Source organism: Burkholderia sp. 9779_493 (genome assembly GCF_015712215.1).
Taxonomy (GTDB): Bacteria; Pseudomonadota; Gammaproteobacteria; order Burkholderiales; family Burkholderiaceae; genus Burkholderia; species Burkholderia cenocepacia.
This window is the reverse complement of record NZ_JACCQA010000011.1, coordinates 169236-182356: the sequence shown is the minus strand read 5'-3', so window position 1 is coordinate 182356 and position 13121 is coordinate 169236. Positions and strand designations below refer to the sequence as shown.

The 13121-nt window shown below is 68.3% G+C and carries 11 protein-coding genes; 5 read left to right on the top strand and 6 right to left on the bottom strand.

Features of this window, described 5'->3' with window-relative positions; translation table 11 throughout:
* Positions 1-6 precede the first annotated feature (6 nt).
* Positions 7-693, bottom strand: coding sequence for a type 1 glutamine amidotransferase domain-containing protein (locus tag H0X95_RS13910; RefSeq protein WP_006481723.1), 687 nt, complete (start codon positions 691-693; stop codon positions 7-9).
* A gap of 340 nt (positions 694-1033) precedes the next feature.
* Positions 1034-2062, bottom strand: a complete 1029-nt coding sequence (locus tag H0X95_RS13905; RefSeq protein WP_059723364.1) for a substrate-binding domain-containing protein — start codon at positions 2060-2062, stop codon at positions 1034-1036.
* Between the two features lie 187 nt (positions 2063-2249).
* Between H0X95_RS13905 and H0X95_RS13900 the strand changes: the two genes are divergently transcribed.
* Positions 2250-3812 carry a glycoside hydrolase family 68 protein gene (locus tag H0X95_RS13900; RefSeq protein WP_060212381.1) on the top strand — a complete coding sequence of 521 codons (1563 nt, stop codon included), beginning with the start codon at positions 2250-2252 and terminating at the stop codon, positions 3810-3812.
* 201 nt (positions 3813-4013) lie between these two features.
* Positions 4014-5651: a glycoside hydrolase family 32 protein gene (locus H0X95_RS13895; RefSeq protein WP_196446085.1), complete on the top strand. Its 1638-nt coding sequence runs from the start codon at positions 4014-4016 to the stop codon at positions 5649-5651.
* Positions 5652-5715: 64 nt separating this feature from the next.
* Here the strand turns inward: H0X95_RS13895 and H0X95_RS13890 are convergent, their stop codons facing one another.
* The gene (locus H0X95_RS13890) at positions 5716-6465 is read right to left on the bottom strand and encodes an SDR family oxidoreductase (RefSeq protein WP_048985538.1); all 750 of its coding nucleotides are present in this window, start codon (positions 6463-6465) and stop codon (positions 5716-5718) included.
* A gap of 122 nt (positions 6466-6587) precedes the next feature.
* On the bottom strand, positions 6588-7502 hold the full coding sequence (locus tag H0X95_RS13885) for a LysR family transcriptional regulator (RefSeq protein ID WP_196446084.1): 915 nt from the start codon (positions 7500-7502) through the stop codon (positions 6588-6590).
* 171 nt (positions 7503-7673) lie between these two features.
* Here H0X95_RS13885 and pdxR point away from each other — a divergent pair, with 171 nt between their 5' ends.
* The 3 genes from pdxR (at position 7674) to H0X95_RS13870 (ending at position 10122) form a co-directional block, all read left to right on the top strand.
* Positions 7674-9158 carry a MocR-like pyridoxine biosynthesis transcription factor PdxR gene (gene pdxR / locus H0X95_RS13880; RefSeq protein ID WP_006485811.1) on the top strand — a complete coding sequence of 495 codons (1485 nt, stop codon included), beginning with the start codon at positions 7674-7676 and terminating at the stop codon, positions 9156-9158.
* A gap of 96 nt (positions 9159-9254) precedes the next feature.
* Complete coding sequence (locus H0X95_RS13875; RefSeq protein WP_006479143.1) at positions 9255-9692, top strand: carboxymuconolactone decarboxylase family protein; 438 nt, start codon at positions 9255-9257, stop codon at positions 9690-9692.
* Positions 9693-9702: 10 nt separating this feature from the next.
* Entirely contained in the window at positions 9703-10122 is a 420-nt protein-coding gene (locus tag H0X95_RS13870) for a cupin domain-containing protein (RefSeq protein WP_048985543.1), read from the top strand.
* A gap of 109 nt (positions 10123-10231) precedes the next feature.
* On the opposite strand, the gene H0X95_RS13865 is transcribed toward H0X95_RS13870, so the two are convergent.
* Together H0X95_RS13865 and H0X95_RS13860 are read right to left on the bottom strand one after the other, a co-directional pair.
* Entirely contained in the window at positions 10232-11431 is a 1200-nt protein-coding gene (locus H0X95_RS13865; RefSeq protein WP_006494947.1) for a porin, read from the bottom strand.
* A 479-nt stretch (positions 11432-11910) separates the two neighbouring features.
* Complete coding sequence (locus tag H0X95_RS13860; protein ID WP_059723358.1) at positions 11911-12978, bottom strand: phytoene/squalene synthase family protein; 1068 nt, start codon at positions 12976-12978, stop codon at positions 11911-11913.
* Positions 12979-13121 lie beyond the last annotated feature (143 nt).

The following is a 13121-nucleotide window of genomic DNA, read 5'->3' as shown; positions in this document are numbered from 1 at the left end:
ATGCGGTTAGCGATGGCCGAGCTTCGCGAGCAGCGCCTCGGCCGCGGGCGCCGACGATGCGGGGTTCTGCCCGGTGATCAGCAGCCCGTCGGTGACGACATGCGGCGCCCAGTCGGCGCTGCGCTCGAATTCGGCGCCGTTGGTCTTCAGCATGTCCTCGACGAGGAACGGCACGACTTCGGTCAGCTCGACGGCCGCCTCCTCGCTGTTGGTGAATCCCGTCGCGCGCTTGCCGCGCACGACCGATTCGCCGGTCTGCGGGTTCTTCACGTGGCGCAGCACGCCCGGCGCATGGCAGACCGCCGCGACCGGCTTGCCGGCCGCGAGCGCACGCTCGATCAGACCGATCGAATGCAGATCCTCGGCGAGATCCCACAGCGGGCCATGGCCACCCGGGTAGAACAGCGCGTCGTAGTCGTCCGCCGATACCTCGGCCAGCTTGCGCGTCGACGCGAGTTCGGCCTTGGCCGCCGCATCGGCGTCGAAGCGGCGCGTCGCGTCGGTCTGCGCGGTCGGATCGCTGCTTTTCGGGTCGAGCGGCGGCTGGCCGCCCTTCGGCGACGCCAGCGTCAACTCGACGCCCGCGTCCTTGAACGTGTAGTACGGCGCGGCCAGTTCCTCGAGCCAGAAGCCGGTCTTCTTGCCGGTGTCGCCGAGCGTGTCGTGCGAGGTCAGGACAACCAGGATCTTCATGATCGGACACTCCTTCGAAAATGAACGGGGGAACGGGGCCGCACGTCGGCGCGCCACGCCTGTCGGTTAGTCCGCCGGCGCGCGGCAACGTGCGATTCATTCATCCGCATGCGATATACGCCTATTAGACCAGTCGTCTAGAAGCGGCCGAAATAAAACGACGGCGTCCCCTGCTTGAGCCCGCCGGAGACGTCGCCGCACGCTTGAGGACGGATGATAGCGCTGGATTAGACCGGTCGTCTAGAAGAATGCGCGTTCGCCCCTGCCGTCGTCATGGCCTTTGGGACGGGGGCGCAGTCCGGTCGCGCCCGCCGTTGCCTCGCCGCCGTCGCCGGGCGGGCTACCCGCGCACCGGTCCGTCCGTGTCGCCCGCCTCGATGGCCGGCGCCTCGAGCCGGTGGTCGTGCACACCGTCGTCCAGCAGCCGCAGCATCAGTTCCGCGAGCGCGCGCCCCGATGCATGCCCGGTCGGCTGGACGACCGCCGTGACGCGATACGGATGCGCGAGATCGGGCGGCACGCCGTCGTAGACGATCAGCGACATGTCCGCGCCCAGGCGCAGTCCGCCGTCGACCAACGCGCGAAACGCGCCGCCGCCCGCGATGTTGTTGTCGACCAGCAGCGCCGTCGGCGGCTCGGCCCGCGCGAGCAACGCCCGCGCCGCCTGCAGCCCGCCGTCGTGCGTGAACGCGCACTCGACGAGCAGCGCCGGATCCGCGTCGATCCCGGCTTCGCGCAAGGCCGACAGATAACCGGCGCGCCGCTGCGCGGCGAAATTCAGCGCCAGCGGCGCGCTGATCATCGCGATGCGCCGATGCCCGAAGCCGATCAGCCGGCGCACCGCGTCGCGCGCGCCCGCCTCGTTGTCGAAGTCGAACCACGCATACGGGCCGGCCGTCTGCGTGCGGCCGTACGCGACATACGGAAACGCGCTCCCTTGCAGGTACGCGATACGCGGATCGTCGACCCGCGTGCGCGCGACGATCAGCCCGTCGACGAGCTTGCCGTCGACGATCCGCCGATAGGTGTCCAGCTCCGCGTTCGGCCGCGCGGACGCGATGATGAAATCGAGATTGCGCTCGGCGAGCCGCTCGGTGATGCCCGCGACGACTTCGCCGAACCGCGGATCGCCGAGATCGCCCGCGCCGAACGGATAGACGATCCCGATCATGTCGGCCCGCCCGGTCGCGAGCCGGCGCGCGGTCGGATCGGCCACGTAGCCCATTTCCCGCGCGGCCTTCGCCACGCGCTCGCGCGTCGCCTCGCTGACGTCGTCGTAACCGTTCAATGCGCGGCTGACCGTCGTCCGCGACAGACCGAGCGCGTCCGACAGCGCCTTCAGATTCACCTTCACCGTCATTCCTCGCATGCGTCGATCCGCCCGGCTGCCCGAAGCCCGGGACGCGCCGACCGGGTAATTATTTCCAATTGGTAACGATTACCGTCAAATAAATATCTTTTGCGTTCCAAACCGGTTTGAAATAGCATCCAAACCGGTTTGGACATCGATGCCCACTCAGCCGTTCACTTTCACCTTCCCAGGAAACGACGACGAGATGACATACTTTCCCCTTTTCCGTCCGGTCGCGGCCAAACGTCTGCTGCTCGCTGGCGGCGCACTCGCCGCCCTCGCGTCCGTCGCGCACGCGCAGTCCGGCGGCACGGGCGCGCCCGTGCCCACGCCCCATACCCAGCAAGCCTACGATCCCGAGGGCAACTTCACGATGCGCTGGACGCGGGCGGACATCCGCCAGATCGTCGCGCAATCGCACACTGCCGGCGCCGACAGGAACTCGCTGCCGCAGGCGCTGACGATGCCGGACATCCCGCAGGATTTCCCGCTGATCAATTCGAACGTGTGGGTGTGGGACACGTGGCCGCTGGCCGACCTGCAAGCGAACCAGCTCAGCTACAAGGGCTGGGAGGTGATCTTCTCGCTCACCGCCGATCCGCACGCGGGCTACACGTTCGACGACCGTCACGTCCACGCCCGCATCGGCTTCTTCTATCGCCGCGCAGGCATCCCCGCGTCGCAGCGCCCCGCGAACGGCGGCTGGACCTGGGGCGGCCATCTGTTCCCGGACGGCGCGAGCGCCCGGGTGTTCGGCACCGCGCCGATGACCAACAACGCCGAATGGTCGGGTTCCGCGCGCCTCACGAACGGCAGCAACGTCAGCCTCTACTACACCGCGACGTCGTTCAACCGCTCGGCGCCCGGCGGCGCCGACATCACGCCGCCGCAGGCGATCATCACGCGCGCCGACGGCCACATCCACGCCGACGACAAGCACGTGTGGTTCACCGGCTTCGACGATCACAAGGCGCTGCTGGAACCGGACGGCCACTACTACCAGACCGGCCAGCAGAACACCTACTTCTCGTTCCGCGATCCGTTCGTGTTCACCGACCCCGCGCATCCGGGCAAGACCTACATGGTGTTCGAAGGCAACACCGGCGGCCCGCGCGGCGCACGCACCTGCACCGATGCCGATCTCGGCTACGCGCCGAACGATCCGAACCGTGAAGATCTCAACGCGGTGATGAATTCGGGCGCAGTGTATCAAAAGGCCAATGTCGGCCTCGCGGTCGCGACCAACCCGCAGTTGACCGAATGGAAGTTCCTGCCGCCGATCCTGTCGGCGAACTGCGTCGACGACCAGACCGAGCGTCCGCAGATCTATCTGAAGGACGGCAAGTACTACCTGTTCACGATCAGCCACCGCACGACGATGGCGGCCGGCGTCGACGGCCCGGACGGCGTGTACGGCTTCGTCGGCAACGGCATCCGCAGCGACTTCCTGCCGCTGAACGGCGGCAGCGGCCTCGTGCTCGGCAACCCGACCGACTTCTCCGCGCCGGCCGGCGCACCGTATGCGCAGGACCCGAACCAGAATCCGCGCGAATTCCAGTCGTATTCGCACTACGTGATGCCGGGCGGGCTCGTCGAGTCGTTCATCGATGCGATCGGCCCGCGCCGCGGCGGCACGCTCGCGCCGACGGTGAAGGTGAACATCAACGGCACGTCGACGGCGGTCGACCGCGCGTATGGGCGCGCCGGCCTCGGCGGCTACGGCGACATCCCGGCGAACCTGCCGGCGACGGGGGCCGGTCACAACTGACGGCAACGGCCAGCGTATTCAGGCCAGACCACGATAACGATCGTCAATCAAGGCACGAGGTTCGGGAGGCGCGTATCGCGCGTGTCGCGTGTGCGCCTCCTCTTTTTCTTCCGCCGTTTCTTTTGACCTTTGCGCATGTCGTCGGTACAGGCGGCAGGTGCACTCCATACCCGCTTCGCCCGACGAAGCGCCCGGCCCCGCATGAAATCGACGTTTTTCCGCTGTTCCGTCCGGCTCGTTCGCCTGCTGTTCGCCTGCCTGGCCTGCACGCAGGTCGTCGCCGCCCCGTGCCACGCGCCGCCCGAAACCGGCACGCCGCAATGGCGGCCCGCCCTCCACTACACGCCGCAGCGCAACTGGATGAACGATCCGAACGGGCTCGTCTACGAGAACGGCCGCTATCACCTGTTCTATCAGTACAACCCGCTCGGCAACGACTGGGGCAACATGTCGTGGGGGCACGCGACCAGCACCGATCTCGTCCACTGGCGCGAGCAGCCGGTCGCGATGCGCGCGAGCGCCACCGAGGAAATCTTCTCGGGCTCGATCGTCGCCGACACCCTGAACACGTCCGGCCTCGGCACGCCGGGTCACACGCCGCTCGTCGCGCTTTACACGAGCGTCTACAAGCCCGGCTCGGGTCACGCGCCCGGCATCCAGGCGCAGTCGCTCGCGTACAGCCTCGATCATGGCACGACCTGGCAGCCGTATGCGCACAACCCGGTGCTGACGCTCGATCCCGAATCGAAGGAATTTCGTGACCCGAAAGTGTCGTGGTATGCGGCGGGCGGCTACTGGCTGATGACGACGGTCGTCGCCGATGCGCAGGTCGTGAAGCTCTATCGTTCCGACGACCTGATCCACTGGTCGTTCCTGAGCGACTTCACGCTGCCGGACGTGCCGCATGCGGGCGCGCTGTGGGAAATGCCGGACCTCATACCGCTGCCGCTCGACGGCGATCCGAAGCGAATCAAGTGGGTGATGATCGTCAACGTGAATCCGTGGTCGATCGCGGGCGGTTCCGGCGCCATGTATTTCGTCGGCGATTTCGACGGCCGCACGTTTACGCCCGACCGCGTCGCGCCGGCGGGCTCCGATCCCGCGCAGTTCCGCTGGGTCGACCATGGCGCCGACTTCTATGCGGCCGGCACGTTCTCCGGCGCACCGGGGGCCCGGCCGGTCGCGATCGCATGGATGAGCAACTGGGATTACGCGGCCAAGGTACCGACCACGCCATGGCGTGGCGCAACCACGCTGCCGCGCGAACTGTCGCTGAAGGCGATCGACGGCGAGCCGACCCTCATCGTCGCGCCCGCCGCCGCGTTCGACGCATGGGCCGACGGCCGGCCGGCCGTGCATGAAGGCGACCTGACGGTCGACTCCGCTACCCGACCGCTATCGGCCGCCACACGCGGTGTCGTCCAGCGCATCACGGTGACGATCTCGCCGCAGCGTGCCGCACGCGCGGGCCTGATCGTCCGGCGCTCGGCCGACGGCTCGATCGGCACCCGGATCGTGTACGACACCGCGAAGCGCACGCTGACGCTCGACCGCGCGCGATCCGGCGAAGCGAATTTCGCCGGCACGTTCAGCCGCGAGCACATCGTCGATCTGCCGCTCGAACGCGGGCAACTGCGGCTCGAGATCGTCGTCGATCGCGGGTCGGTCGAAGTATTCGCGAACGGCGGCCGCGTCGCACTGACGGACCTGATCTTTCCGCCGCGCGATGCGGATCGCGTGGCCGTGTTCGCCGAGCAAGGCCGCGCGACGTTCGCGGGGCTGACGGTGACGCAGTTGCAAACCGGCGACGACTCGCGCGGCGCCTGCACTGCCCGATAGCCACGGGTGCGGGGCCGATCGCCCGGCATCGCAACGCCGGTGACGGCCCCGCCCGTGTCGCCCGTCAGAGCAACCCCATCCCGCCCGACGCGATGATCTCCGCGCCGACGATGAACGCGGATTCCGGCGCGCTCAGGTGCAGCACCGTCGACGCGATTTCGTCCGGCGTGCCGAACCGGCCGATCGGCACGAGGCCCTTGATCTTGTCGGCCGTCGCGTCGAGCGTCGCCGCATCGAGGCCGAGCTTGCCGTACAGCGGCGTCTGCACGGGCCCCGGGCTCACCACGTTCACGCGCACGCCGTGCGGCAGCAGTTCCGTCGACAGCGTCTTCGCGAACGAATTGACGGCCGCCTTGCTCGCCGCGTACACCGACGAGCCGGGCATCCCGATATGCGCGTTGATCGAGCCGTTGATCACGATCGATGCGCCGCGATTCAGCAGCGGCACGAGCGACTGGATCTGGAAATACGCGCCCTTCACGTTGGTGTTGAACACGAGATCCCACATCGCTTCGTCGCTGTCGGCGAACGGCGCGAGTTTCGCGACGCCCGCGTTGACGAATACGGCGTCGAGCCGCACGCCGGCGGTGGCGAGCGCGTCGGCCAGCGCGCGCGCCGACGCGACGCTGCCGGCTTCGTTGCGAATCGCGAGCGCGCCTTCGCCGAGCGTTTGACGGGCGGCTTCCAGCGTTTCGGCGTCGCGCCCGGTGATGACGACCCGCGCGCCTTCGGCCGCGAATCCCTTGGCGGCCGCCAGGCCGATGCCGCTGTTGCCGCCCGTGACGAGGACCGTCTTTCCTTCGAAGCGTTGCATGATGTTCTCCTGTGAACCGGTGAGTTGACCGTGAACACAGGATGCGCGCGGCGCGCGGCGTTGCCGTACGACGGGCGCGACGGACATGTTCGAAAACGTCGAACATGTTGGCCCGAGCGTGCTCAGCCGACCACGTCGATCCCGTCGAGCAGCCGCTGCGCGAGTCGCGGCTCGCGCAGTTGCTCCAGCCACCATTGCAGCGCGCGGCCATCGCGGTCGCCGTGCCACGCGACGTACAGCCGGTTCGGCTCGCGCGGGTCGGCCGTCGGCTTCTCGACCAGTTCGCCGCGCGCGAGCAGCGACGCGACGCACCGGCGCGGCACCCAGCCGACGCCGAGCGCATCGCGCTGCGCGAGGATCTTCGCGCGCATCGACGGCACCGCGAGCACCGCCTGCCCGCCGAGCAGGCCATACGCGCGACCGGCCCGCCGCGACGAATCGGCGACGACGACCGCGCGGTGCGCGCCGATCGCATCGCGCGTCAGCACCCCGCTCGCGGACCCCAGCGGGTGGCGCGGCGACACCGCGAACACCCACTCCATCGCGCCGAGTTCGAACCACTTGAAGCCCGGAATCGCCGGCGGCTCGTTGGTCGCGCCGACGACCAGGTCCGCGCGGCCGTCGCGCAACGCTTCCCAGGTGCCGCCGAGCACCTCGTGCGTGAAGCGCAGCGACACGCCGGAATCGAGCGCATCGAATGCGCGGACGACCGGCAGAAGCGTATCGAACTCCAGCACCTCGTCGCTGACGATCCACAGCCGGTCCTCCCAGCCGCTCGCGACCTGCCGCACGCGCTGCGTCAGCCGGGCGACGTCGAGCGCCAGCCGCGCGGCCTCGTCGGCCAGCAATTGCCCGGCCGGCGTGAGCTGCAGCCGGTAGCCGCGCCGGTCGAACAGCAGCGCGTCGAAGCGCGTTTCGAGCTGGCGCGCCGCGTGCGACACCGTCGACGGCGCCTTGCCGAGCCGTGCGGCGGCGCGCGACAGGCTGCCGGTGGCGCGGATCGCGTCGAGCAGCGCCAGTTCGTCTTCGGACAGCATGAGGTCGCTCCACGGTGACGGTGACGGTGTCGTCGATCGTAAGGCAGCGGCGGGCGGCGGTCCAATCCGGCGAGGGCGGCTGCGGCGGCGAGCCGTCGAACCGCCGCTAGCGCGCCGGACTTCCGGTATGCTGATCCACGCGAAATCACACGAATCGAGGTAACCACTGCGATGGACATCGCGATCCGCATCGAAGGCCGTCACGACCTGACGGGGCAAATCTTCCGGCAACTGCGCACCGCGATCGTCGACGGGCGTCTCGAAGGCGGCGCGCGGCTACCGTCGACGCGCGACCTCGCGAAACAGCTCGGCGTGTCGCGCAAGACGACGCTCGACGCGTTCGAGCGACTGGTGGCCGAGGGCTTCCTGAATACCCGCGCCGGCGACGGCACGTTCGTCGCCGACGGCCTGGCGCGCGTGCCGCACGCCGCCGCGATGTCGGCGCCGTCGATCGTCGACGACGTGCCGCGCATCGACGCGGTCGATGCGCGCGCGCTGTGGAACGCGCTGCCCGACGCGCTCGCGATGCCCACGCCGCAAGACTCGCCCGGCTTCGACTTTCGCGGCGGCGTGACCGACAAGACGTTGTTCCCGTTCGACGCATGGCGGCGCTGCCTGCATCACGCACTGCGCCAGCAGGCGCGCGGCCCCGGCCAGTATCACGATCCGGCCGGCGACCCGCAGTTGCGCGGTGCGATCGCGCGCTACGTCGCCTTCAGCCGCGCGGTCGCCTGCAGCTGGGACGACGTGCTCGTCACGCAAGGCGCGCAACAGGCGCTCGACCTGCTCGCGCGCGTGGTCGTGCGGCCGGGCGACGTCGTCGCGGTCGAGGATCCCGGCTATCCGCCCGCGCGCGCCGCGTTCGCGTCGCTCGGCGCGACGGTGATCGGCGTGCCGGTCGACGCGCAGGGCCTCGTCACGGACCGGCTGCCCGACGACGCGCGGCTCGTCTACGTGACGCCGTCGCACCAGTTCCCGCTCGGCATGCCGATGACGCTCGAGCGCCGCGTCGCGCTGCTCGAATGGGCGCAGCGCCGCCGCGCGGTGATTATCGAGGACGACTACGACGGCGAATTCCGCTTCGAAGGCCGGCCGGTCGAATCGCTGAAGAGCCTCGACCGCACGGGCCTCGTCGCGTACGTCGGCACGTTTTCGAAGACGATCTTTCCCGAGCTGCGGATCGGCTACGCGATTCCGCCGCGCGCGCTGCGCGGCGCGCTGGCCAAGGCGAAGCAGATCGTCGACTGGCACACCTGCACGCTCACGCAGGCGGCGCTCGCCCGCTTCATGCACGAAGGCGATTTCGCGCGGCACCTGAAACGCGTGCAGAAGCACTACGACGCGCGCCGCAAGATGCTGATCGCACACTTGCGCGGCGCGCTCGCGCCGTGGTTCGACGCGATCGTGCCGACCGCCGGCATCCATCTCGCCGCGCACCTGAAGCCGGGGCTCGACGAAGCGGCGCTGGTCCGCGCGGCGCGAGCGCAGGACGTCGGCCTGTACGGGATCTCGGCGTTCCACGTGGGCGTGCCGGTGCGCCCCGGGCTGCTGTTCGGCTATGGCGGGATCGACGCGCTGCGCATCGACACCGCGCTCGCGAAGCTGGCCGCGCTGCTGGATGCCGGCATCGCGGGCGGGTCACCACTGGTTACCTGAATTTCGATGGAATTGGCTATTCAAGCAGGCCAGTGCACGTCCTAAAGTAGGTCCTGTCGCGCCACCCTGGCGCAACCCGACCGAAAAGGACCTGCCATGCAACCGCGCCTGAACTTCTATGCCGCCAGCCCGAATGCCATCAAGGTGATGCGCAATGCCGAGGAATTCCTCGCGAAAAGCTCGATCGAGAAGCCGCTCGCCGAACTCGTCCGCCTGCGCGCGTCGCAGATCAACGGCTGCGCGTTCTGCGTCGACATGCACACGACCGACGCGCGCAAGGGCGGCGAAACCGATCGCCGTCTCGCGACCGTCGTCACGTGGCGCGAAACGCCGTTCTTCACCGAGCGCGAACGCGCGGCGCTGGAATGGACCGAGGCGCTGACGCTGGTGGCCAGCAATCATGTGCCCGACGCCGTCTGGGAAGCCGTGAAGCCGCATTTCACCGACGAGGAACTGTTCGACCTGTCGATGCTGATCGCGACGATCAACTCGTGGAACCGCTTCGCGATCGCATTCCGCAAGATGCCCGAGTAAGGAGCCGACGATGATCCGCTCTCCGCGCCCTCGCGTGGCGCTGTACGCCGGGCTCGCGCTCGCCGCGGCACTGCCGGCCGGCGCCCACGCGCACGACGCCGGCGACAGCGTGCACGCGATCATGCAGCAGGCGGTGCCCGAAGCGCCGGCCAAGCGCGTCGTCGTCGCGACCGTCGACTATGCGCCCGGCCAGGCCTCCGACGCGCACAAGCATCTCGGCTCGGTGTTCGCCGTCGTGTCGAAAGGCGAAGTGCTGTCGCAGGTGAACGGCGGCCCGCTGCGCCGCTATCGCGCCGGTGAAGGCTGGTACGAGCCGCCCGGCTCGCGCCATCAGGTGTCGCGCAACGCGAGCGCGACCGAACCCGCGCAGCTCGTCGTGTTCGGGCTGACGGGCGAGCATCAGCCGCTGAAGTCGCCGATCGATCAGTGATCCGACACGACGCATCGTGCATCGGCTCGCGACGTAAACGGAAAAACCGGCCCGAAGGCCGGTTTTTTCATACCGCATGCCGTGAGCGGCGCTTGCGCGCCGCGCGACATCAGAAGCGGTGGATCATGCCGACGCCGACAGCGATCTGGTTCTGCTTCGAACCTGCCGCCACGCCGTCGCCGATTTGCGTCGTCGCTGCCTGGATGGTGCCAGCCTTGCTCAGCGTATTGCCGGACGCGTGCTGGTAAGCCTCGAGTGCGTACAGGCCCGTGCGCTTCGACAGGCTGTAGTACTGCGACAGCGTGACCTGATGGTACTTGGCCGCGCTCGTGATGCCGTTCGACTGCGTCGCCGCCGTGTACGAGTAGCCCACTGCGAAGTCCCACTGAGCCGCTGCCTTCCAGTGCAGCACGGCGCCAGCCGTGTTGAAGATCGCACTGTTGTGGAACACCGAGCCGATCCCCGGCGTGTACTTGACGTTCGTGTACGACGCCGACACGTCCCACGCCGGCGTGAACTGGTAGCCGGCCGTCACGCCGATGCGCTGCTGCGACTGCGCCGTCTGGTAACCGTTGTTGATCGCGGACACCGCCGGCTGGCCGCCGCTCGTGACCGTCGAGTTGTCGCCCCACGCGCCGCCGCCGAGCGTCGAGTTGTTGACCTTCTGGTAGCCGACCGCGATGCCTGCCGGGCCATTCAGGTACTGGACCGCCGCGCTCCACGTCGAGCCGCGATTCACGCTGCCCGGCACGCCGCCGAACGAGTACGAACCGCCGACCGTGAAGCCGTAGAACTTCGGCGACATGTAGACGAGCGAGTTGTTCGCGCGGTAGCTGGTATCCAGCGAATCGATATCGCCCGGGTGCGCGCCGTATGCGCCCGTCAGCCACGTCGTCGGGCTATACGGCGACAGCAGCGTGTAGTACGCCGTGTACTGACGGCCGGCCGTCAGCGTACCGTACGCCTGGTTCGTCATACCGACCCATGCCTGGCGGGTGAAGATACCGCCCGTCCATTGCGATGCACCGGTCGCGGAGTTCACACCCGCTTCCAACTGGAAGATCGCCTTCGTGCCGCCACCGAGATCTTCGCTGCCCTTCAGGCCGAAGCGGCTGCCCGCCCATACGCCGCTGGACATCGACACCTTCGAGTGACCGCCGGTCGTCGCGCCCGTCGACGGGGCTGCGTTGTTCTGGTATGCCAGACCGTTGTCGACGATACCGTACAGGGTCACGCTGCTCTGGGCGTGGGCGGCGGTAGCGGCTGCAAGGCCCACTGCCGTCATGGCGAAAGCGACGCGCTTTTTCATTGATTCTCCGTCCTCAAAGAATGATTTCTTTTCTGGTGTGGTTTTATGACTGACACATGTGCGAGTACATGCCGACGCGATTCTGACGGATTACCAATTGTTTCCCAATACGAGCAGTCGGTCATCGTATGATCGACGCAACGCGCGGGTTCACCAAACGGTTACATAACACCTCGAAATGCTTGTGCGGCGGGCCTTTCCGGCATTTCCCGGTGAAAACCCTAGCTTTACATTTTTACGGGTGCAACACGACCGTCCGATGTCGTCAGACGCCTTCGGCAAAAAATCATCTTACAAATGCGCGATCGAAGCTGACGCCGCGATTCACGCCGCCGCGCAGGATCGCTGACGTTCGTGACACCCACATTTCGAGACACGAAATCATGAAAACGTTTTAGTCGGCGTGCCGGAGACTGGACGGGAACGGCCCGGCGAACGCGGGCCGGAAGCGATGCCGGCGCCTGTCGCGCCGGCGCGCTTCAGTGCTGCGCTGCGGGGCGCGCGAGCCGCGCGGACACCGCATCGGCGAGCGCGGTCAGACGCGCGCGGATCGCCGTGTTCGAACCGACCAGCGCAAGCGACGCCGCCATGATCCGGTAGATGCGCTTTCTCGGCACCTTGGCCGGCTTCGCCGGGTCGAGCCACGCATCGTGGCCGGCCAGCAGTTCGAGCGTTTCGAGGCCGATCATGATCGGCCACAGGCACGCGAGCCGCAGCCGCACGAAGCGGCGCGGGATCGCGAGCGTATACAGGCAGGCGTCACGATACTGGTCGAGTGCGACGCGCAGCAGGTCGACCAGCACGCCGCGCGCACGTTCCGATGCTTCTGGCTGCATCAGGTCGGCCACGACGAGCCCGTGTGCGCGCAGCACGTCGTCGGGCAGGTAGCAGCGACCGATGCGCAAGTCCTTCGCGCAGTCGCGCAGGATGTTGGTCATCTGCAGCGCCTTGCCGAAACGAATGCCCTTCTCGCGCATGTCCGGCAGATCCCAGCCGCGCGCGGCGCGCGTGTGCGCACCCGTCATGTCGGTCCAGAACTCGCCGACGCAGCCCGCGACGAGATACGTGTAGCGGTCGAGCACGTCGCGGGTCGGCAGCGACGCGACCTGCCCCGACTGCTCGTCCGGAAACGTGCGCAGGTCGAATTCCATCCCCGCGGTGAGCGTCGCGACGACCTTGCGGATCGACGCGCGATCGGCCTCCGGTTGCGCGCGCAGCAGCGCGAGCATCGGCTCCATCGAGCCGAGCAGCACGTGCTCGTGCGAATCGGTCTGCATCCGCGTCACGTCCTCGAGCGAACGCGACAGCGCCACGCCGTCGCCGAGCCGCTCGATGTCGTCGCGCAGGTCGGTCAGCAGCGCCGCGCGGCGGTCGGGCGCGACGAGCGCCGTGTCGGCGATCGTGTCGGCCGCGCGCGCGAGCAGATACGCGAGGCCGACGGGGTCGCGCATGCCGTCGGGCAGCACGCGCAGCGTCAGGTAGAAGGAGCGGGAAACGTTCTTCAGCAGCTCGCCGAGCAGATAGGCGGGATCGGTATGGGTCGTCATGGGTCGGAAAAAATCGGCCGGCGCGGGCCCGGACGCACACGGGCGCCGGGCGCCCGCGCCGGCCCGCGAGTCGCCGCATCGTCGCGCCAGGCGGGCGTCGGCCCCGCGGCGGCGATGCAAAATTCCCGCAAGTTTAGTGCATC